The sequence below is a fragment of the Arthrobacter sp. 9E16 genome, from assembly GCF_002929435.1.
GTDB lineage: Bacteria > Actinomycetota > Actinomycetes > Actinomycetales > Micrococcaceae > Arthrobacter_B > Arthrobacter_B sunyaminii.
In genome coordinates this window covers 297,734-319,045 of sequence record NZ_PJIU01000002.1, presented here as the reverse complement: position 1 = coordinate 319,045, position 21,312 = coordinate 297,734, and the positions used below count along the sequence as shown (strand labels likewise).

The window sequence follows — 21,312 nt, the reverse complement described above, 5'->3', positions numbered from 1 at the left end:
TTTTAGCCCCGGTTGGCTACGGCTGCCTTGACGGCGGTGAGTGCAACACCCAGCTTGGAGGCGTCGGAACCGCCGCCCTGCGCTACATCGTCCTTGCCGCCCCCGCCGCCGCCGAGGATGCCGGCGGCTGTCTTGACCAGGGCTCCGGCCTTCACTCCGGCCGCGCGGGCCTCCTCGTTGGTGGCAACAATCACCACGGGGCGGGAGTTGGAGACTCCGGCTACGGCAACAACGGCAGCACCGCTGCCAAGCCGGGACCGCAGATCCAGCGCCAGAGTGCGAAGGTCATCGGCACCGGATCCGGTGCCGGCGTCGTGGATCAGGACGCGGACGCCGTCGACGTCGACCGCAGTGGAGACCAGTGCGGCGGCGGAAGCCGCCAGCTGCTCGCGGCGCAGACGCTCCAGTTCCTTCTCAGTGGACTTCAGCTTGGCCAGGGTGGCGGCCAGCCGGTCCGGCAGCTGGGCGGAGGGGACCTTGAGCATTTCGGAGAGCTCGTTCACCAGGGCGCGCTCGGCGGCGAGGTGGCGGAAGGCATCCATGCCCACGAAGGCTTCCACGCGGCGGTTGCCGGATCCCACGGACTGTTCGCCCAGGAGGGTCAGGCTGCCGATGCGTGAGGTGGAGGCCACGTGCGTGCCGCCGCAGAGTTCGCGGGACCAGTCGCCGTTCATTTCCACCACGCGCACGGTGTCGCCGTAGGCTTCACCGAACAGTGCGGTGGCGCCCAGGGCCTTCGCCTCGGCCAGGGACATGATCTTGGTCTCAACCTGATAGTTGCTGCGGATCGCGAGGTTGGACACTTCTTCGATTTCGGACTTGGCGGCGTCGGAGAGTCCTTCACCCCAGGAGAAGTCGAAGCGCAGGTAGCCGGCTTTGTTGAAGGAACCGCGCTGCAGCGCCTCCGGGCCGAGAATCTGGTGCAGGGCGGCGTGCACAATGTGCGTGCCGGAGTGCGCCTGCTCGGCTTCATGGCGGCGCTGGGCGTCGACGGCGGCGAGGACGTTGGCGCCTTCGGCAATTTCGCCTTCGCGGACAATGGCCTTGTGCACGCTCAGTCCCTTGACCGGGCGCTGGACGTCCTGCACCTCGAGGACAAAGCCGTCTCCGGTGATGAGGCCCGTGTCGGCGGCCTGGCCGCCGGCTTCGGCGTAGAACGGGGTCTCGTTGAGGACCAGGGAGATTTCAGTGCCCTGGCCGGCGTACGGTACCCGGGAGCCTGCGGAGATGATGCCGCGGACCGAGGATTCGCTGGTCAGCTCGTCATAACCGGTGAAAACGGTTTGTCCGGCGGCGAGGAGTTCGTTGAACACCGAGACGTCGTCGTGGCCGTGCTTCTTGCCGCGGGCGTCCGCCTGGGCGCGCTGGCGCTGTTCCTGCATGAGGGAACGGAATCCGGCCTCGTCCACCTTCAGCCCGGCTTCCTCGGCCATTTCCAGCGTCAGGTCGATCGGGAAACCGTAGGTGTCGTGCAGGGTGAAGGCGTCTTCGCCGGACAGCGGCTTGTTGGCAGCCTGCGAAATCTTGACCGCTTCCTCCAGGCGCTCGGTGCCGGAGGCGATGGTGCGCAGGAAGGCCTTTTCCTCGGCGTAGGCAATGCGGCTGATGCGCGCAAAGTCCGTTTCCACCTCGGGGTAGGTGCCCTTCATGGCGTCCCGGGAGACGGGCAGCAGCTCGGGCAGGACGGCGGTTTCCACTCCCAGCAGGCGCATGCTGCGCACGGCACGGCGGATCAGGCGGCGCAGCACGTAGCCGCGGCCTTCGTTGGAGGGGCTGACGCCGTCGGAGATGAGCATCAGCGCGGAACGTACGTGGTCCGCGACGACGCGCAGCTTGACGTCGTCGGCGTGGTGCGGGTCCGAGGGGTCTTCGGCGGAGGTGTAGGTCTTGCCGGAGAGTTCGGCTGCCTTGTCCAGGACGGGGCGGACCTGGTCGGTCTCGTACATGTTCTCCACGCCCTGCAGGATCATGGCGAGGCGCTCGAGTCCGAGACCGGTGTCGATGTTCTTCTGCGGCAGTTCGCCGGCAACGTCAAAGTCCGTCTTGGAGCGCACAGCGGAGAGCTGGTACTGCATGAAGACCAGGTTCCAGATCTCGATGTAGCGGGTTTCGTCGACGGCGGGGCCGCCCTCGAGGCCGTAAGCCGGGCCGCGGTCGTAGTAGATCTCGGAGCAGGGGCCGCCGGGGCCGGCCTGTCCGGTGTTCCAGTAATTGTCGGCCTTGCCGGTGCCGATGATGCGCTCGTTCGGGATGCCGATCTTGTCGCGCCAGATGGCGCGTGCTTCGTCGTCACGCTCGTCGCCGTCCTCATAGACGGTGACCCAGAGACGCTCGGGGTCCAGGCCGAAGCCGCCCTTCTCGACGTCGGAGGTCAGCAGCTCCCACGCGAAGGTGATGGCGTCTTCCTTGAAGTAGTCGCCGAAGGAGAAGTTGCCGGCCATCTGGAAAAAGGTGCCGTGGCGTGCGGTCTTGCCCACTTCTTCGATGTCCGCGGTGCGGATGCACTTCTGCACGCTGGTGGCCCGGCTGTACGGGGGCTTTTCGCGTGCAGTCAGGTACGGAATGAAGGGCACCATGCCGGCCACGGTGAACAGCAGCGACGGATCATTGGTGACGAGCGACGCGGAGGGAACCACCGTGTGGCCCTTTTTGCTGAAAAAATCCAGCCAGCGGCGTGCAATCTCGTGGGACTTCATGGTGCTTTTTACCCTTCCGGTAATTCAGGCGTGCGCAGCTTTGAGCTGCGCGCAGGCAGTGCCAGACGGTGCTGGCCAGTAGTGGATCAGCGGCGCACGGCGGCCATGGTGTCGGCAACGGTGTCGCCGGTTTCCATGCCCAGGGCGGTGCGGAGGTCACCTTCGCGTTCAGTCATGCCTTCACGGAACGCATCGGCAAAGTTCTGCAGGGCGTCGGCAGCGGTGCCGACGGCCCGGTTGAGTCCGGCCGGACCCAGGGTGTTCTTGGCGTCCGAGAGGCGGCGGACAGCGATGACCCCGATGGTGACACCGATGGACATCCAAAAAACTCGCTTGATCATTCTCTTTGCTCCTGTGCTGGTGGCTGGTTAGCGGCTGCGGCGGCCGCGGCTCTTGGCGCCGCGTGAGGAAAGGGCCGAACGGACGCCGTAGCTGAAGGCTGACACCTTGATCAGCGGCGATCCTACGGTGGCAGCAACCAGGGAGGACAGCGCAGAGATGTTGGCTGTGGCATCCGAGACGTTGGAGGAAATGCCGTCCACCTTCTGCAGCTGCAGGTTGGTGGTGGACACGGTGGTGGTGACCTCTTCGATCAGCGGCGTGGTTTCGTCGCTGATGGTGCGGATTGCACCGCGCAGCTCATCAAACACCTTGCCGAGCTTCCAGATCGGGACGGCCAGCAGCACCACCAGCACCGCAAACACACCGGCCGCAATCAGACCGGCAATATCTCCACCCGACATGGTTCTCCTCTTGGATTGAAAACTAAAAACTTCCGCTATGTACCTTACCCACTTCAAGGCCGCAGCACTTACTTGTCCCCGGCGGGACTTACTGATTCCCGAGGGGGAACGGCCGCAGAAAGGGGCCGGTTAACCGAACAGCCCGCGGCACGGGGCCGCGGGCTGTCCAGAAAATCGAGAAGACTCGAAATTAGCGTGCGTAGTATTCCACGACGAGCTGCTCTTCGCAGGTCACGGGAACTTCCGAGCGCTTCGGGCGACGCACGAGGCGTGCCTGCAGCTTGTCCAAGGAAACATCCAGGTAACCCGGAACGGCGGGCAGGACGTCGCGGTGGGCGCCGGCAGCGGCAACCTGGAACGGCGTCATGGTCTCGCTGCGCTGGTGCACATGGATGAGCTGGCCTTCGGAAACGCGGAACGACGGGCGGTCCACGCGGGCGCCGTCAACCATGATGTGGCGGTGCACAACAAGCTGGCGGGCCTGGGCGATCGTGCGGGCAAAGCCGGCGCGCAGCACGAGGGCGTCAAGACGCATCTCGAGCAGCTCGATCAGGTTTTCACCGGTCAGACCGGCGGTGCGGCGGGCTTCCTCGAAGACACGGGTCATCTGTGCTTCGCGGATGCCGTACTGGGCGCGCAGACGCTGCTTTTCGCGCAGACGTACAGCGTAGTCGCTGTCCTGCTTGCGGCGTGCGCGGCCGTGCTCACCCGGGGGGTAAGGACGACGCTCGAAGTACTTGGCTGCCTTGGGGGTCAAAGCAATGCCGAGGGCGCGCGAAGCGCGGGCCTGACGGCGTGCACGTGTGTTGTTAGCCACGTTCACCTTTCACTGTTTTGGCGGTTTGGCCACCGCAGCCCTGGTTTGCACCGGGATACCGAGATGACTGATACGTAAGTACTGGCCTCCATTAGGGAGAGCTCGGGCCAACCGCTGCCTTCTGCTACAGACACGGCGCCGGGCACAACTTTCCGCCGGTAAAAGCGGAAAGGGGGTTCGGCGTCGCACTTGCCAGTCAACCATCAATGCTAGCACGGAGACGCGGACGCACCGTTCCCCGGCCCGGCCAGCCGAAGCCTGCGGCCGCCGTTTTTACTTTCCGCGAACGATGCCCCGCAGCCGATCCAGCCGGGCCGCAATGTCGCGTTCAACACCGTTGGCCGTCGGCTCGTAGTAGTTCCGGCCCACCAGGTCATCCGGCGGGTACTGCTGCCGGGCTACGCCGTGCGGTTCGTCGTGGGAGTAAATGTAGCCTTTGCCGTGCCCGAGCTGCTTTGCGCCCGGGTAGTGCGCGTCCCGCAGATGCGCCGGGATGCCCTGTCCCCGGCCGGCTCGCACGTCGGCTATGGCGGCGTTGATCCCGTTGTACGCGGCATTGGATTTGGGTGCGGTGGCAATGTGCACCACGGCTTCGGCCAGGATGATCCGGCCCTCCGGCATGCCGATCATCTGCACTGCCTGGGCGGCGGCGACGGCGGTCTGCAGCGCGGTGGGATCCGCCATGCCCACGTCTTCGGCCGCGGAAATCATCAGCCGGCGTGAAATAAAGCGCGGGTCCTCCCCCGCTTCCAGCATCTTGGCCAGGTAGTGCAGGGCGGCGTCCACATCGGAGCCGCGCAGGGATTTGATGAAGGCACTGGTGACGTCATAGTGCTGGTCCCCGGCACGGTCATAGCGCAGGGCCGCCACATCCAGTGCTTTCTCTGCGTCGCTCAGGGTGACCTCGGGGACGTCCTCACCCTCGGTGCGTTCGGAGTAGGCGACGCCGGCGGCAGCTTCCAGCGCGGTCAGTCCGCGGCGGGCGTCCCCGGCAGCCAGGCGCACCAGATGCTCCAGGGCTTCGTCGCTGAGGCGGACCCGTCCGGCCAGGCCCCGCTCATCCGTCACGGCCCGCAGCAGCAGTGCGGCAATGTCCTCTTCGGTGAGCGGTTTCAGGGTTAGGAGCAGGGACCGGGACAGCAGGGGCGACACGACGGAGAAGGAGGGGTTCTCCGTGGTGGCCGCCACGAGGACCACCCAGCGGTTTTCCACCCCGGGCAGCAGCGCGTCCTGCTGGGCCTTGTTGAACCGGTGAATCTCGTCCAGGAACAATACGGTGGTGATGCGGTGCAGGTCCCGGTTGGTGAGGGCCTCTTCCATGACGCGCCGGACGTCTTTCACGCCTGCGGTGATGGCGGAGAGCTCGACGAACTTTCGGCCGGAGCCGCGTGCGACCACATGGGCCAGGGTGGTTTTCCCGGTTCCGGGAGGACCCCACAGCATGACGGAAGACGGGCCGGCCGGACCGCGGTCATCGGCGGACTCAGCCAAAGTGCGCAGCGGAGATCCCGGCCCGAGCAGATGCTGCTGGCCCACTACTTCATCAAGGGTGCGCGGCCGCATCCGCACCGCCAACGGGCTGCGCGGACGCTTGGGGGCGCCGTCGTCCGTGCCGGCACCGAATCCCGCGCCGTCGCCGTCCGTGTCGGAGGTGTCGCTGTCGCTGCTGAACAAATCACTCACCTCACTAGGCTACTCGTGCCGTAGCGTAGGAGTTTGCCCGGCGGATGCCGGCTGCTGTCCGCCTTCCATGGGCAGTTTCACCAGGAGAATCCGGATATGCCTGCCACACGCAACACCTTCGTTTCCGCGCAGCGGCTGCCGGGCTGGCTGGACCGTCTGGCCGCCGGAGCCGGCGCGCTGGACATCACCCCCGAGCACGGTGGCCTTCATGTGTCCACCGCCAACGGCACCGAAGCCGACCTGTTGGCGCCGTGGCCTGACGATGGACGTCCGGGGCGAGGGGCCGACGACGTCGAACGCCTGGCCTCATTGGCCGGCCAGTCGCGGACGCTCGGGATTGTGCTGCTGCGCCGCGGCGGATACGCCGCGGGTGTTGCCCGGGAGGGCCGGCTGCTCGCGTCCAAAACCGGCAACCGCTATGTGCAGTCGCGCACTGCCGCGGGTGGCGGGTCGCAGCAGCGCTTTGCCCGGCGTCGGGCCAACCAGGCCGACGCGCTGGTGGAGACCGCAGCCGAGCAGGCCGCCCGAATTTTCACCGAACATCCGCCGGAGTATCTGGTGTTCGGCGGAGACCGTGTGCTGACCGAGGTGCTGGCGCGGCAGAAGATCTTCGCGCGGTGGAGCAACCTGACCCGGCTGCGTCCGCTCGATGTTCAGGACCCTAAACTGGCGGTGCTGGCTCAGGCTGCTAAGGATGCCTGCTCCGTTTTCATCCGAATTACGGTGCCCTAAGGCGCTTGGCCTGGAGCCGGGCCGTGCCGTGACGGGACCGCCCTCAGTCGGCCAGCCCGAACAGGCGGCGGAGAATCACCTGCGCCGGAGCTTCAGCGGCGTGCCGGAACCCTGTTCCGGCCCACAGGCTGACTCCTTCCGGATTGCCTGCCGCCGCGGCGGCGGCCCGGAGCGGGCTGGTGACGTGATTGATGTACGGGTACGCGTCCGGGGCATCCGGATAGGCACGCATGAAGTCATTGATCAGCCCCCTCGCCGGACGGCCGGAGAAGGCCCGGGTCAGCGCCGTACCTGGATCCCTGCGCCCCTGGATGGCATCCATCAACCCGCCGCGGTGCACCTTGCTGGTCCCGGCTTCGTCGCTGAGCAGCAGCAGGGTTCCCATTTGGACGGCACCCGCCCCGGCGGCCAGAGCTGCGGACGCGTCCTCCGGGGTGGAAATGCCTCCCGCGGCTACCAACGGAAGCGGGCAGGCTTCTCGAACCTGCTGCAGCAGGTCAGTTAAGGAGACCTTCCCCGGCACCTTCCCGCTGTCCAGGGTTCCCCGGTGTCCGCCGGCTTCCGGGCCCTGCACGCACAGGATGTTCGCTCCGGCAGCTGCCGCCGCGCGCGCCTCGCCGGCATCGGTGACCGTCACCACGCTGCAGATTCCCTGCGCGGCAAGTTCGGCAAAGACCGCCGGTTCCGGCAATCCGAAGGTGAAGGACACTACCGGGACCCGCTCCCGGAGGACCAGCTCCAGCTTGGCTTGCCAGGCGTCGTCGTCGTTGGGGTTCGGCATCGCGGGTTCGGGGACCGTGGTTCCGGCTGGCCCCTGTCCTGCTGCTGTGACCAGGTGCTCACGGAAGATCAGGGCCGCTTCGATTTTTCGAGCCCGGGCTTCCGCCTTCCCCGCAGCCTGATCCTGCGCGGCAACCGGGTAGGTGTTGGCAGCATCCGGAACGAAGAGGTTCAGGCCAAAGGGCCGGCCGCTCAGCCTGCGCAGCTGGGTAATCTGGTCCGCCACGGTGCCGGTGCTCTTGTAACCGGCGGCCAGGAAGCCGAGCCCGCCGGTCTCCCCCACAGCAGCAGCCAGCTCCGGGGTGGAAGGCCCCCCGGCCATGGGTGCACCGATAACCGGAAGGGCGAGCGAGTTTAGGGTGAACATGGTGCCCGATTTACAGTGTGACGGTGCCGTCAATGCAGGTGACCGTGGATCCGCCCACCCAGATCTTGCGGTCCCGGGTGAAGACCCGGACCCGGCCGGAGCGCTGGACGGCAGTGCCCTGGGTGACGACGTAGCGTTCCGGTGCCAGCGAGGCTCCGATCAGCCACTGGGCGAGTCCGGCATTGAGGCTGCCGGTGACCGGATCCTCTGCAATACCGAGACCCGGTACGAAGGCGCGCACTTCAAAGTCTGTTTCCGCGTCCGCCGGCTGCGCGCCAATGACGCCCACGCGCAGGTTGCCCATGATCACGGGATTCGGGTTCAGCGCCAGGACAGTTGCGGCGTCCCGGAGCAGCAGTCCCAGCCAGCCGGGTCCGTTGTCGATCCAGTTGGAGGCGAGGATTTGCTCCGGTTCCAGGCCCAGTGCCTGCCGGGCCTGGTCCAGGACATCGTCTTCCAGCGCACCGGAGCGCAGCAGGGGCGGAGCGGCAAACGCCGCGATCCCGGCATTGGCGTGCAGCGTCACGAGTCCTATGCCGCATTCCTGTACGACGACGTCGGGGTACCGGCGCTTGGCCCCGGTCTCCAGCCAGGCGTGGCACGTGCCCAGCGTAGGGTGTCCGGCGAAGGGAATCTCCCCGCCGGGGGTGAAGATCCGGACCCGGTAGTCGGCCCCGTCCACAGTGGGCGGCAGGACGAAGGTGGTCTCGGAAAGGTTGGTCCACCGGGCGAAGGAGGCCATCTCAGCATCCGTCAGCCCTTCCGCTTCGAGCACCACCGCCAGCGGGTTGCCCAAATACGGTTCGCTGCCGAAAACGTCCACCTGTTTAAACCACCGCTGTCTCATTCTTCACACTGTATCCCTTCATCCCCATGACTTTTATGAAGCGGAGTTTACGAACTGTGGCGGGGGTTTGTGTCCCGGTGCTGCCCGGCCTACGTTGGAGCAAGAATCAAGAGTTCCAGCCACGGGCCCTGGCCGGCTGGACGGCAACCCTCTCGCCGTAGCGGGGTGCTCCAGGTGACGATTCGGCCGCCCGGTTTCCAACCGGCCCGGCAAGTACCGCGCTTCGCTACCGACGTATCGGGTTACCGGGCGCTTGAGGCAGAGGATCTTTTGAGCATGGCACTTTTGACCGACCTTCAGCCCGCTGCATTGCGCCGGGCGTTCTCCCGTTTTCCGTCCGGCGTTGCCGCCCTGTGCGCGGTCATCGACGGCGAGCCGCAGGGCCTGGTTGCTTCTTCCTTCACGGTGGGCGTTTCCATGGATCCGCCGCTGGTGATGTTTGCCGTGCAGAACACGTCCCGCACATGGCCGGTGCTGCGGGGCTCGGCCCGGATTGGCGTGTCGATTTTGGGTTCCGATCACGAGGGCGTCTGCAAACAGATTGCGTCCAGGGCCGGAAACCGCTTCACCGGACTGGATCTGCACACGGATGACTCCGGATCATTGTTCCTGGACCGGGCCGCCCTCTGGCTTGAGTGCTCTGTGGAGAATGAGGTTCCGGCCGGGGACCATCAGGTGGTGCTGCTACGGGTGCACGGCCATGCCTCACACGACGATGCCCATGAGCCCCTGATATTCCACGGTTCAGCGTTTCGCCGTCTGGGCGTTCCCGAATTCGCCTGACCGGCAGAAATGTGTCGGCACCGGAAATACGGAGCCGGGAATTGTTTCCACGCGTTTATGACAGCGGCCGTCCGTTACCAATCCTTTACATTCGAAGCCGGCTCCACTATCGTTCTTCGGATTACTTCGGAAGGAAGTAGCGGAGATGACCAGAAACAGAAATGCCAATGGAACATCACGGAATAAGGCAAGGCCCGGCAGAGCGTCGGATTTGCCGTTTATGCATAAGGCCCTGCTTCCCGCAGCGGCGCTGGGTCTGGTGCTGACAGGATGCAGCGCCCAGGAGGAGCCCGAGGCCGCTTCCTCTAAACCGGCCACATCGTCAGCCACAGCCGGGGAGACCGCCACGGCCTCCCCCAAAGCCGGTTCGTCCAGCCGGAGCAGCATCGGCGTGGAACTGCCCCCGGGAAGCACGGAGCCTCCTGCCCCCAGCGACCCCGCCATGCTGGCACTGTTCCGGGCGGACAATCCCATCAGCCTCGAGAGCTACTTCCAGCAAAATCCCCAGGGGCGCCCTCTCAACGCCAGCCTCGTGCTCGAGGAACCCGGCACCGGGAGGAGCACCTTCGATCTGCCCGCGATGGAACCGGGGACCAGCTTCAGCGTGTACCTCACCTGTAACCAGCCCGGGGACTACAGCGTCGAGGTTCGGGACGCTGATTCAAACCCAGTGACCGCTTCCAGCAGCAACAATTGCAATTGGCCGGTCCTAACGTCTTTTGAACACATCGTCACACCCGATCAAACCCCGGCGTCCATCACAGTGGACGGGCCGGACGGAGATTACTGGCTTGTTGTCTACAATTTGCCGGTCCCCACTATGGCGCCCGCACCGGGCTAAAACAGGCTGCCGGAATAATTCACCCAAATTTAACGGCGCGTCGAAAGATGAAGGTGCCCGGCCGCATCAGCGGCCGGGCACCTTCATCATTCTGGAATCCTGCGAAAGACCTAGTCCTTCTTGGCGTCGTCCTTCTTGGCTTCAGCCTTCTTTTCCGGCTTGAAGTCCACGCCGGCTTCCTTGCGCTGCTGGGCAGTGATCGGAGCCGGAGCCTGGGTCAGCGGGTCATAGCCGCCGCCGGACTTCGGGAAGGCAATGACGTCGCGGATGGATTCGCTGCCCGAAAGCAGCGCGACCACACGGTCCCAGCCGAAGGCGATGCCGCCGTGGGGCGGTGCGCCGTACTTGAATCCTTCAAGCAGGAACCCGAACTTCTCCTGGGCGTCTTCCTGCGACAGGCCCATGACCTTGAAGACGCGCTCCTGCACATCGCGCTGGTGGATACGGATGGAGCCGCCGCCAATTTCGTTGCCGTTGCAGACAATGTCATAGGCGTAGGCCAGAGCCGATGCGGGATCCGTGTCGAAGGTGTCCATGAACTCGGGCTTCGGTGAGGTAAAGGCGTGGTGGACCGCAGTCCAGGCACCGCCGCCCACGGCCACGTCGCCCGCGGCAACGGCAGCGGAAGCCGGCTCGAACATGGGGGCGTCAACCACCCAGACAAAAGCCCAGTCATTCGGGTTGATCAGGCCGGTGCGGTGGCCGATCTCCACACGCGCTGCGCCGAGGAGTGCGCGTGCCTCGGTCTTTTCACCTGCGCCGAAGAAGATGCAGTCACCGGGCTTGGCGCCCACCTTCTCCGCCAGGTTTTCGCGCTCAAAGTCGGTGAGGTTCTTGGCAACGGGACCGGTCAGGGTGCCGTCTTCCTGCACCAGCACATAGGCCAGGCCCTTGGCGCCGCGCTGCTTGGCCCATTCCTGCCAGGCATCGAGTGTGCGGCGTGCCTGCGAGGCTCCGCCGGGCATGACGACGGCGCCCACGTAGGGAGCCTGGAACACGCGGAAGGTGGTGTCCTTGAAGAACTCGGTGAGTTCGGTCAGTTCCAGGCCGAAACGCAGGTCCGGCTTATCGGAGCCGTAGCGGGCCATCGCGTCCGCGTAGGTCATGCGCGGGATCGGCGTGGTGATGTCGACGTCGATCAGCTTCCACAGTGCCTTCACCACAGCCTCGCCCAGGGCGATGATGTCATCTTCCTCGACAAAGCTTGCTTCGATGTCCAGCTGGGTGAACTCCGGCTGACGATCCGCACGGAAGTCTTCGTCGCGGTAGCAGCGGGCAATCTGGTAGTACTTTTCGAATCCGCCGACCTGCAGCAGCTGCTTGAACAGCTGGGGAGACTGCGGCAGGGCGTACCAGGAACCCGGAGCCAGACGTGCGGGAACCACGAAGTCACGGGCACCCTCGGGGGTGGAACGCGTCAGCGTGGGGGTCTCAATTTCCACGTAGCCCTCGTCATGCAAGAGGTTGCGGGCCACACGGTTGGCTTCGGAACGCAGGCGCATGTTCCGTGCGGGAGTGGGACGGCGCAGGTCCAGGTAGCGGTGCTTCAGGCGGGCTTCCTCACCAACCTCCACGTGCTCGTCAATCTGGAACGGCAGCGGGTCGGACGTGTTCAGGACCACCACATCATCAGCGATGATTTCCACTTCACCGGTGGCCAGTGAGGGGTTTTCGTTGCCTTCCGGACGCTTCTGCACGGTGCCGGTGATCTGAAGAACGTATTCGTTGCGCAGTCCGTGGAAGACGTCCTCTTCGCGGACCACCACCTGGGCCACTCCGGAGGCATCACGGAGGTCAAGGAAGGCAACGCCGCCGTGGTCCCGGCGTCGGGCCACCCAGCCAGCGAGGGTGACGGTCTGTCCAATATGCTCGGCCCTCAGGGAACCAAGGGCATGAGTGCGCAGCACAGCAGTCCTTTCAAGATTGCTTGCGGAAACCACTGTTCCCGCTCATTGTGAATACAAGGTCTCTTCATGAGTTTACCGGTGTTCACATCCTTTCCCTGCCAAGGGCACCGCTGCGCAGCCCGGTGCGGGCGCAGCACCGCCCGGGCCCGACTGAACGGAGGGGCACGTGTCCGGAAGCTCCGGAGCGAAACTCCCGCTGGGCGGATTTGATGCCACCACCGTGGGCATCGGCTGCATGGTGGGCGGCGGAATTTTTGTGGTCCTGCCCCCGGTCGCGAACGCTGCCGGATTTGCCCTGGCGGCCTCCCTCGCCCTCGCCGCCCTCGTGGCCTACTGCACCGCAGCATCAACCTTCCTGCTCAGTGCCGGACTGCGCATCAGCGGTCACCGCAATGCCGGCGGAACCGCGCGTTCAGCGGCGAGGGTCCTGCTGGGGCCATATATGGGATTCTTTACCGGATGGACCATGGTGTGCGCACTGGTGACTTCGGCCGCCGTGCTGGCCCTGACCTTCGGCTTGTATGTGGTTCCGGATCAGGCCCGCCCCGCAGCCGCGGGAGCGGCGCTGGCGGCGACTGCCCTCAATTTGTTCGGACTGCAGCGCAGCACCTGGGTCATCCGTTTTGTGCTGGCTTTCGTGATCGGCGTGCTGGGTTTCGGCGTGGTGGTCGCCTTCAACGAGGCCGGCGGACCGCCGCCGCAGCCGGGCGTGCTGGAGGAGACGGAGTCGACCACCGGGTTGCTCCGGGGTGCGGCGTTCGCCTTTTTTGCGTTTGCCGGATACGCCCGCCTCGCTGCCGGAGGCTTTCGGGTCCGCGAACCGGAACGCAACCTGCCCCGGGCCATTCCGGCATCCATCATCGTGGCCCTTGTCCTGTACCTGCTGGTGGCCCTGTCCCTCATCACGTGGTTTCAGGGCCCGGCAGGCCTGGCGGCATCAGTAACTCCGCTGCGCGAGCCGGTGGCTGCGGTGGGGCTGGGCATCGGCACCGGTGCCGTGGCGATTGCGGCCGGCGCCGCGAGCCTGTGCGGGGTCTGGGTCCTCGTGGAAGGAAGCGCCCGCACCGCTGCCGCGATGGCCGGCGACGGAGACCTACCCCGGGTATTTGCACACGCCGGCCGGAAGCGTTCCGTTCCGTGGCCGGCGGTTGCAGCCGCGGGTGCCGCCGTCGTCGTCCTGGTATTGACCATCAGTCTGGGCACGTTGCTTGGCCTGGCCTGCTTTGCCCTGCTGCTCCACGCGGCCATCACCAATCTGTGCGGTTATTCGCTGGAGCACCGGCGCTGGTACACGCCGCGGGCCGTGAACCTTGCGGGGCTGGCCGGCGCCCTCGTCACAGCGCTGAGTCTGCCGCCGCTGGCGATTGTGCTGATGTTGATCGTGCTGGTGTTTGGACTGGTGGTGCGGCTGACCTTCCGCCGATCCGGGGCTGCGCCCCCGACGGACGGAATATCGCCTCCCCCGTCCTGACCGGCGCTAGTCCTGCGCCGCACGCCAAGAGCGAATCATCTCCAGCAGCTCTGCGCGCCGGGCCGAGGGCGCAAACGATGCCTCCACGGAATTGACGGCCAGCTCCGCAAGCTGGTCCGCGGTCAGGTTGAAGGTGTCCCGCAGCAGAGCGAAATTGTCATCCACGTAGCCGCCGAAGTACGCCGGATCGTCGGAGTTCACTGACACGTTCAGGCCTGCCGCCAACATCTGCGGCAGCGGATGATCGGCGAGGGTATCCACGGAACGCAGGCGGACGTTGGACAGCGGGCAGATTGTCAGCGGAATCCTGTCCCGCACCAGACGGTCCACCAAGCCGGGATCGTCCAGGCAGCGCAGCCCGTGGTCGATCCGGTCCACCAGCAGCAAGTCCAGTGCCTGTTCAATGTAGTGCGACGGACCTTCTTCGCCGGCGTGGGCCACGCATTTGAGGCCGGCGTCCCGGGCCGTCCGGTACAGGTCCACGAAGCCTTCCGGCGGATTGCCGGTTTCCGCGGAGTCCAGGCCGATGCCCACGATCGGAGCGTTGGAAGCGATCAGCTGCGCCAGGACCTCTTCCGCTTCGGCGGCCGGCCGGTCCCGCAGGAACGCGGCAATCAGTTCGGTGGAAATGCCGAACTCCTCCAGGCTGGTGGCCAGGACTGACGCCACTCCGTTGATGCAGTCCGTCAGCGGAACCCCGCGGAGCAGATGCGCCTGGGGGTCAACCATCATTTCCACGTGCCGTACCCCCGCCGCGGCGGCCCGCCGCAGGTAGGCGCGGGTCATGTCGGCGAAGTCCGCTTCGGTCCGCAGCACCTCCATGTTGGCGTAGTAAAGGTCCAGGAAGGTCTGCAGGTCGGTGAACTCATACCGGCTGCGCAGCTCCTGAAGATCGGCGTAGGGAAGTGAAATTCCGTTCCGGGCAGCCAATTCGAAAATCAGCTCCGGTTCCAGGGTTCCTTCAATGTGCAGGTGCAGTTCGGCACAGGGCAGCAGGGCTTCGGTTGGTGCAATGGACATGCTTTAAGCCTAGGCGATACCGGCATCCCGCACGGCTGCCTACGTCCGGGCCGACGTCCCGGGCTGCGGCGGCAGGACCTTTGCCGGTTGTTCGAACATCCCGTAGACCGGACCGGCCGCCAGCCAGATTCCGGCCACCAGTCCCGCCCGCTTCACCCAGGCCCACAGTTCGCCGGTCTCGCCGGGGGCTGCCAGGAACGCGATCATGGCCAGCAGCACGGCAACCGCAATGCCCATCGCCATCAGCACGCGTCCGTATTCAATCCAGAGGCCGCGCCGGTAGGGCGCCGTGCCCTTGGCAGGTTTGACCGGGGGCGGACCGCCGGCGAACCGGTGTGCGAACCGGACATCGGCCCAGCGGATCAGGGTATGGCCAAACGCCACACTGAAGCCCAGATAGAACGCAGCCAGCCCGTGGATGCTCCCGGCGCTGCCGCCCCGCGCCAGGTCTGCTCCGGCCGCGGCCAGAAGCACCACATCCAGGAGCGGGACACAGGCCAGCAGCGCCAGGCCCAGACGCTTTTGGTGCAGCAGATAACGGGTGCAGAGCCCCGCAGCGAGAAGAACCCAGAAACCAATTTCACAGCCGATGATGAGATATACCAAGAAATCCATGGCTACAGCTAAACCCGCAGGTCCCGCCGCCGTCGTCGGCTTTTGGTGCCACCGGATCCGCGGCCCGTCATCCTTTCGGAGGATTGTCCTCAGCAGGCGGGCGCCGCGGGCCGCCCCGGTGGCTACTCTGGAGTCATGCCCGCACCCAACAACCGCTATTCCCTGGACGGGGTCTGGGAGTCCGGTGTCGCCTCTGCCGTTGGATACCTTGTGGGCGGCTCCGTCCTTGTGTTCATTGGCATCAACGGCGCGGACCTGCTGCCGCCGCTGCCCCGCGTTCCGGGCTGGGCCTGGGCGCCGGTCCTGCTGCTCGGGTGTACCGGTCTGGTGTTCCGCCGGCGAAGCGTCCCGGCGATGCTGGCAATTACCGGCACCGCCGTTGTAGCCAGCATCCTGCTGGGCGGCGGCATCATCACCTATCTGCTGTTGTTTGAACTCTTCTACGCCGGCATCCTCTTTGGCTCGCCGCGCGTCAGCCGGGGCGTACAAACTGCGGCGGTGGCTGGCGTCGTGATCCTGCCGGTGCTGGTGGGGTTGAGCTACGGGGGCTGGCCGGCGGTTCTTTTCGGGCTGCTTCAGGCCGTACTCATCTGCCTCATTCCGCTTTGGTGGGCCGGTTCTGTCCGGCGGCAAAGCGACCGCGCGGAACAGGAACGGCAGCGGGCGGAGACCGAGCGCCTGCGTGCCGAGCGCACCGAAGAACTGGCTGAACTGAACCTTCGGGTGGCTGTCGCCGCGGAGCGCAGCGCCATGGCCCGTGAACTCCATGATGCGATTGCCGGACACCTTTCCGCCGTGGCGCTGCAATCGGCTGCCGCCCTGGCCGCCGGCAACCCTGATGTGGACCGCCGTGTGCTCGCCCAGGTGCGCACGGAAAGCGTGCAGGCACTGCAGGAAATGCGGTCCCTGATCGACCTGCTTGAGGCCGACGGCGGACCGGGCTCCCCGGCGGCGGATACGGCGGCCGGCGGACTGGACCAGCTGGCGGCGCTGGCTGCCTCGGCCCGGCTGTCCGGCAACCCGGTGGAACTGGACCTGGCGCCGGACCTCAAAGTCCCGGTGCTTGTGGGCAGCACCTGTTACCGGATCGTTCAGGAGGCACTTTCCAACGCCGTCCGGCACGCTCCCGGTTGTCCTGTCACCGTCCGGGTACGGGAGGCCGGCGGGTTCCTGGACATTAGTATCCGCAACGCCCTGCCCCCTGCGGATGTGTCACCGGCGGATATGTCACCGGCTGATGCGGCTCAAGAGGACGCGTCGTCGAAGGAGGCAGCCGCTGCCGATCCCTGCCGCGCCGGCAACGGCGCCGGACTGCGGAACATGTCGCTTCGTGCCGGGCAGCTCGAGGGCAGTTTCAGTGCGGGAATGACCGAAACAGAGAAAAACGGCGCCGAATGGCTGGTGCAGGCGCAGCTGCCGGTGGAAAGCCGGGCCCGGCCCCTGACCCAGGAGATCCATTGAGCGTAAATAACCCGGTTACCGTCCTGCTGGCGGATGACCACTCAGCCATCCGCGCCGGTCTGCGCATGATCCTGGAGTCACTGGGCGGCTTTACGGTGGTGGGCGAGGCCGCCGACGGCGCGGCGGCGGTGCGGATGGCGCGGGCACTGCGCCCCGACGTCGTTCTCATGGACCTGCGCATGCCGGGAATGGACGGCATAGCGGCGACCGCTGAGATCACCGGCCAGGCGCTGTCCGCCGTGCTGGTGCTGACCACCTTCGACATTGACGACTACGTGCACGCAGCCCTGCGGGCCGGCGCTGCAGGGTTCCTGCTGAAGTCGGTGGAGCCGGCTGAACTGGTCCGTGCGGTCGCCAGTGTGGCCGACGGCGACAGCGTCCTCTCCCCCGCGGTTACCCGCACGGTGATTGCGGCGTTTGTACAGGGACAGCCCCCGGCAGCTGTTCCCGGCTTACCGGCACCGGCCCCGGGGCGGCTGACCGAGCCGCTGACCGCCCGCGAGGAAGTGGTCCTGGCCTGCCTGGGCGAGGGACTGTCCAACCAGCAGATCACCCGACGGCTGGGCATTGCCGAAACCACGGTGAAGACCCACGTCTCCCGGGTACTGGCCAAGCTCGGTGTGGCCTCCCGCGTACAGGCCGCCATCGCGTACCGCGAGACAGCCAAATACGGGGAGACCGCCAACCATAGGGAGACGGCCGCGAGCCCGGAATGGGCCGGCGGACGCGGACACCAGGGACCCTAGGCGGGGGTTACCTGGACAAACAGGTCCTCGGCCGGCGGTGTCCAGGTCTGCGGATCGGCGGGGACCTGTTCGCCGGAACGGATGTCCTTGACCTCATGGCTGCCGTCCTCGGACGTGAACCAGACAAACGGGATGCCGCGGCGGTCCGCATATTTGATCTGCTTGCCGAACTTCTCCGCCTTGGCTGCCACTTCCACGGGGATGCCGCGGGCCCGCAGGTTTCCGGCGATGTCCTGCGCGGCGGACCAGGACTCGTCATTGGTCAGGGCCACCAGGACGGCGGTGGGAACACTGCGGTTCGCTGCGGCAAACTCCTGGCTCAGGATGCGCATCACCAGGCGGGTCACGCCAATGGAGAGCCCGACGCCGGGGAACTTCCGGTTTCCCTTGGAGGCCAGGGCATCGTAACGTCCGCCGGAGCAGATTGAGCCCAGGGACTCGTGTCCCACCAGGACGGTTTCGTAGACGGTGCCTGTGTAATAGTCCAGGCCCCGGGCAATGCTCAGGTCCGCCACCACGCGTCCCGGAGCACGCTTGACGGCTTCGGCGATGACCTGGGACAGCTCGTCCAAACCTTCTTCGAGCAGCTCATTGGTTACGCCGAGGGCGCGGACCTGGTCCACGAAGGACATGTCCCCGGTGCGGATGGATGCCAGCTTCAGGGCGGCGTCGGCCTGCTCAGCTGTGGCACCGAGTTCTTCCTGCAGCAGCTCCGCAACCCGTGCGGCACCGATCTTTTCCAGCTTGTCGATGCTGCGCAGCACCCCGGCGGTGTCCTCCAGCCCGATTCCCCGGTAGAAGCCCTCGGCCAGCTTGCGGTTGTTCACCCGGATCAGGAAGTCCGGGATGGGCAGCGCACCCAGCGCCTCGGCGATGACCAGCGCCAGCTCGACGTCGTACCGGAAGGGCAGGTCGCCGTCGCCCACCACGTCAATGTCCGCCTGTGTGAATTCGCGGGCGCGGCCCTCCTGCGGGCGCTCTCCGCGCCAAACCTTCTGAATCTGGTACCGCCGGAACGGGAATGCCAGGTGCCCGGCGTTTTCCACCACGTAGCGGGCGAAGGGGACGGTCAGGTCAAAGTGGAGCGCCAGCTGGTTGGGGTCCTCCTTGCCGGAGGATTCACCTTCATCGGCCTGCAGCCGGCTCAGCGCGTAGACTTCCTTGTCGATTTCGCCCTTGCGCAGCAGCTGTCCCACGGTTTCCACCGCCCGCGTCTCAATATTGGTGAAACCGTGCAGTTCAAAGGTGCGCCGCAGGACGTCCAGCACATGGAGTTCAACCAGACGCTCCTGCGGCAGCCATTCGGGGAAACCTGACAGTGAGGCCTTGCGTGCCATGCGGGGCGAGCTCCTTCTGGGGATATGGGCGGTCTGCTGCAGGGAAATCGCCTGACGGCATGCCTAAACTATGTGCGGCACTCATTTTAGGTTGTCCGCGCGCGCCAAGGCGAACCGGAGGGACCTGCACCGCCCCGGCAGGACGCCGTCGTCCTGCCGTCCATGCCAGTCCAAGACCCCAGGAGACACAGTGGCCGCTCCCCGACAGGACCGTGAAACCCGCCGGCGCATTGCCCGGATGCAGGCTAAACGGGATCTGGCGCAGCGTCAGGCCAAGCGCCGGAAGCGTGACAACCTTTTTGCCGGCACGGCCGGTGTCCTGGCGCTGGCGCTGGCCCTAGCCCTGCAGGTGGCCTGGTTTTCTTCGAATCCGACGCCGGAGGAGACCCGGCTCATTGAGCAGCAGGCTGCGGCCGCTGAAACAAACGGTGCCGTCCCCGGCCCTGTCCCGGACAAGTCCGCTGCGGAGGGAAAGGTTTTCTCCGGAACGCTGTCCACCAGTGCCGGGGACCTGGGCGTGGAGCTGGACGGCAACGTCGCACCGCAGGCCGTCGCAGTGTTTTCTTCCCTGGCGGAGTCCGGTTTCTTTGCCGGTAAAACGTGCCACCGCCTCACCACGGGTGAGACCATGGGCGTGCTGCAGTGCGGCTCCGTGAACGGTGACGGAGCCGGAGATCCGGCGTACCAGTGGGGTCCGGTGGAGAATACGCCGGCGGACGGAGTGTATCCGGCGGGTTCGATTGCGGTGGCCCGGGGCGCCTCCACGGACAGCAACGGCACGCAGTTCTTCATCGTTTACAAAGACTCGCTTATCCCGCAGGATACGGGCGGCTACACGATCATGGGTAAGCTAACCTCAGGCTTGGATGTTTTGGAAGCGGTTGCCGCGCAGGGAGCTGTGAAGGAAGGCGCTGAAGTCCAGGACGGAACGCCGAAAACCCCGGTGACGATAGACTCGTTTACCCTGAAGTAAATGGCAGCGCGGGCTCCGCACTGCCAAACCTCGAGTGAAAGACTTTTAGCGGTGACAGACAGTCAGAAATCCGACGAAACAGTTTCCGGGACTACTCCGGAGGCTCCCGAAACCCCACGGCCCGCAACGCCCAGCCCGGCAGCTTTTGCAGCACGGCACCCGGCGCCTGCAGCGGGCCCCTCGGTAACCCCCAAGCCGGTCATCGCCGCACCTTCGGTCCACTCCACGTCGCTGGAGGAGGCTGCCCGCTTCGCCCGCGTCGAGGAGGACGGCCACGTCTTCCTGATTGTCGAAGGGGAAGAATTCCCGGTGGGCCAGTATCCGGATGCCAGCCGCGATGAAGCGCTGGCCTACTTCGTGCGCAAGTACGACGACGTCGCCAGCCAGCTTGCGCTGCTGGAGGCACGGGTGCAGGCCAAGGCTCCTGCCACGGACATGCTGAAGACCCTGAAGCACCTTGGCGAGCAGGTCGCTGAACGCAAGATGGTGGGTGACGTCCTGGCTCTCGACGCCCGGATCGAAACCCTTCGCAACAGCATCAAGGAAGCCGAAGCCGCTGAACGGGCCGAAGCCGAGGCCGTTCGGGCGCGCGAGCTCGCCGCCCGCGAGGCCATTGTGGCTGAGGCTGAGGAGATTGCTGCCAAGGATCCGGCCACGATCCAGTGGAAGACCAGCAGCAACCGGATGAATGAGCTCTTCGAAGCGTGGAAGACGGCCCAGAAGAACGGTCCCCGGCTCGGCCGCAGCAACGAAGACAGCCTGTGGAAGCGTTTCCGGTCCGCCCGCACCGTTTTTGACCGTCACCGCCGGGCTTACTTCTCCCAGCTGGACAGTGAGAACACCGCGGCCAAGCGTGCCAAGGAAGCGCTGATTGCCCGTGCCGAGGAGCTTGCAACGTCCACCGACTGGGGCAACACGGCCGCTGAATACCGGCAGCTGATGGATGAGTGGAAAGCATCCAAGCGTGCCAGCCGCAAGGATGACGATGCCCTGTGGGCCCGTTTCCGCGCCGCGCAGGACACCTTCTTTGCCGCCCGTCAGGCAGCCAACGAGGTCATCGACGAAGAGTTCGCCGCCAACCTCGCGGTGAAGGAAGAACTGCTGAAGGAAGCCCAGGGCATCCTTCCGGTGCGCGACCTCACCGCGGCCCGGAAGGCACTGAACTCCATCCGCGACCGCTGGGAAGAGGCCGGAAAGGTTCCCCGGGCCGACATGGGACGGATGGAAGCCGGTATCCGCCGCATCGAGGAAGCCGTCAAGGCCGCCGAGGACGAGCACTGGCAGCGGAGCAATCCGGAAACTAAGGCACGCACCAACAGCGCCCTGAGCCAGCTCGAGGCCACCATCGCTTCCCTCCAGGAAGACCTGGCCACGGCGGAGAAGAACGGCAACGCGAAGAAGATCGCCGACGCCCGTGAAGCCCTGGAGGCCCGCCAGCAGTGGCTGGCCATGCTGCAGAAGTCAGCGCAGGACTTCTCCTAGTAGCTTTAACA

Annotated in this window: 19 protein-coding genes and 1 riboswitch; of the genes, 8 read left to right on the top strand and 11 right to left on the bottom strand. The window is 65.8% G+C overall.

Translation table 11 applies throughout. From position 1 onward, the window contains the following. Positions 1 to 2: 2 nt before the first annotated feature. From alaS to CXR00_RS08195, 5 genes are all read right to left on the bottom strand, one after another. On the bottom strand, positions 3 to 2,696 hold the full coding sequence (gene alaS / locus CXR00_RS08215) for an alanine--tRNA ligase (protein WP_104054041.1): 2,694 nt from the start codon (positions 2,694 to 2,696) through the stop codon (positions 3 to 5). 86 nt (positions 2,697 to 2,782) lie between these two features. Next, on the bottom strand, positions 2,783 to 3,034 hold the full coding sequence (locus tag CXR00_RS08210) for a hypothetical protein (RefSeq protein ID WP_104054796.1): 252 nt from the start codon (positions 3,032 to 3,034) through the stop codon (positions 2,783 to 2,785). Between the two features lie 30 nt (positions 3,035 to 3,064). After that, entirely contained in the window at positions 3,065 to 3,439 is a 375-nt protein-coding gene (locus CXR00_RS08205; RefSeq protein WP_104054040.1) for a DUF948 domain-containing protein, read from the bottom strand. Positions 3,440 to 3,629: 190 nt separating this feature from the next. Then, entirely contained in the window at positions 3,630 to 4,256 is a 627-nt protein-coding gene (gene rpsD / locus CXR00_RS08200) for a 30S ribosomal protein S4 (RefSeq protein WP_104054795.1), read from the bottom strand. 273 nt (positions 4,257 to 4,529) lie between these two features. After that, positions 4,530 to 5,939, bottom strand: a complete 1,410-nt coding sequence (locus CXR00_RS08195) for a replication-associated recombination protein A (RefSeq protein ID WP_258060333.1) — start codon at positions 5,937 to 5,939, stop codon at positions 4,530 to 4,532. 96 nt (positions 5,940 to 6,035) lie between these two features. On the opposite strand from CXR00_RS08195, the gene CXR00_RS08190 reads away from it, so the two are divergent. Further along, entirely contained in the window at positions 6,036 to 6,671 is a 636-nt protein-coding gene (locus CXR00_RS08190) for an acVLRF1 family peptidyl-tRNA hydrolase (protein ID WP_104054039.1), read from the top strand. Positions 6,672 to 6,714: 43 nt separating this feature from the next. Here the strand turns inward: CXR00_RS08190 and CXR00_RS08185 are convergent, their stop codons facing one another. Continuing rightward, positions 6,715 to 7,818, bottom strand: a complete 1,104-nt coding sequence (locus CXR00_RS08185) for a nitronate monooxygenase (RefSeq protein WP_104054038.1) — start codon at positions 7,816 to 7,818, stop codon at positions 6,715 to 6,717. Positions 7,819 to 7,828: 10 nt separating this feature from the next. Further along, positions 7,829 to 8,665, bottom strand: coding sequence for a PhzF family phenazine biosynthesis protein (locus tag CXR00_RS08180; RefSeq protein ID WP_104054037.1), 837 nt, complete (start codon positions 8,663 to 8,665; stop codon positions 7,829 to 7,831). 104 nt (positions 8,666 to 8,769) lie between these two features. Further along, a riboswitch (SAM riboswitch) is annotated at positions 8,770 to 8,887 on the top strand. 54 nt (positions 8,888 to 8,941) lie between these two features. On the opposite strand from CXR00_RS08180, the gene CXR00_RS08175 reads away from it, so the two are divergent. Further along, on the top strand, positions 8,942 to 9,448 hold the full coding sequence (locus CXR00_RS08175; RefSeq protein WP_104054036.1) for a flavin reductase family protein: 507 nt from the start codon (positions 8,942 to 8,944) through the stop codon (positions 9,446 to 9,448). Positions 9,449 to 9,668: 220 nt separating this feature from the next. After that, the gene (locus tag CXR00_RS08170; protein WP_104054035.1) at positions 9,669 to 10,289 is read left to right on the top strand and encodes a hypothetical protein; all 621 of its coding nucleotides are present in this window, start codon (positions 9,669 to 9,671) and stop codon (positions 10,287 to 10,289) included. A gap of 110 nt (positions 10,290 to 10,399) precedes the next feature. On the opposite strand, the gene aspS is transcribed toward CXR00_RS08170, so the two are convergent. Then, entirely contained in the window at positions 10,400 to 12,196 is a 1,797-nt protein-coding gene (gene aspS, locus CXR00_RS08165; RefSeq protein ID WP_104054034.1) for an aspartate--tRNA ligase, read from the bottom strand. A 166-nt stretch (positions 12,197 to 12,362) separates the two neighbouring features. On the opposite strand from aspS, the gene CXR00_RS08160 reads away from it, so the two are divergent. After that, positions 12,363 to 13,667, top strand: coding sequence for an APC family permease (locus tag CXR00_RS08160; protein WP_104054033.1), 1,305 nt, complete (start codon positions 12,363 to 12,365; stop codon positions 13,665 to 13,667). Between the two features lie 6 nt (positions 13,668 to 13,673). Here the strand turns inward: CXR00_RS08160 and CXR00_RS08155 are convergent, their stop codons facing one another. Then, positions 13,674 to 14,687: an adenosine deaminase gene (locus CXR00_RS08155; protein WP_104054032.1), complete on the bottom strand. Its 1,014-nt coding sequence runs from the start codon at positions 14,685 to 14,687 to the stop codon at positions 13,674 to 13,676. Between the two features lie 39 nt (positions 14,688 to 14,726). After that, positions 14,727 to 15,302 carry a hypothetical protein gene (locus CXR00_RS08150; RefSeq protein ID WP_104054031.1) on the bottom strand — a complete coding sequence of 192 codons (576 nt, stop codon included), beginning with the start codon at positions 15,300 to 15,302 and terminating at the stop codon, positions 14,727 to 14,729. 135 nt (positions 15,303 to 15,437) lie between these two features. Here CXR00_RS08150 and CXR00_RS08145 point away from each other — a divergent pair, with 135 nt between their 5' ends. Both CXR00_RS08145 and CXR00_RS08140 read left to right on the top strand, forming a co-directional pair. Further along, positions 15,438 to 16,763: a histidine kinase gene (locus tag CXR00_RS08145; protein WP_104054030.1), complete on the top strand. Its 1,326-nt coding sequence runs from the start codon at positions 15,438 to 15,440 to the stop codon at positions 16,761 to 16,763. Further along, positions 16,760 to 17,509 carry a response regulator transcription factor gene (locus CXR00_RS08140; protein WP_104054029.1) on the top strand — a complete coding sequence of 250 codons (750 nt, stop codon included), beginning with the start codon at positions 16,760 to 16,762 and terminating at the stop codon, positions 17,507 to 17,509. The genes CXR00_RS08145 and CXR00_RS08140 overlap by 4 nt, the downstream gene beginning before the upstream one ends. On the opposite strand, the gene hisS is transcribed toward CXR00_RS08140, so the two are convergent. Further along, entirely contained in the window at positions 17,506 to 18,846 is a 1,341-nt protein-coding gene (hisS, locus tag CXR00_RS08135) for a histidine--tRNA ligase (protein ID WP_104054028.1), read from the bottom strand. The genes CXR00_RS08140 and hisS overlap by 4 nt on opposite strands. 190 nt (positions 18,847 to 19,036) lie before the next feature. Between hisS and CXR00_RS08130 the strand changes: the two genes are divergently transcribed. Together CXR00_RS08130 and CXR00_RS08125 are read left to right on the top strand one after the other, a co-directional pair. Beyond that, a complete protein-coding gene (locus tag CXR00_RS08130) occupies positions 19,037 to 19,819 on the top strand; it encodes a peptidylprolyl isomerase (protein ID WP_258060037.1) in 783 nt (260 codons plus the stop codon). Positions 19,820 to 19,870: 51 nt separating this feature from the next. Further along, on the top strand, positions 19,871 to 21,301 hold the full coding sequence (locus tag CXR00_RS08125) for a DUF349 domain-containing protein (protein WP_258060038.1): 1,431 nt from the start codon (positions 19,871 to 19,873) through the stop codon (positions 21,299 to 21,301). The last annotated feature ends 11 nt before the right edge of the window (positions 21,302 to 21,312 follow it).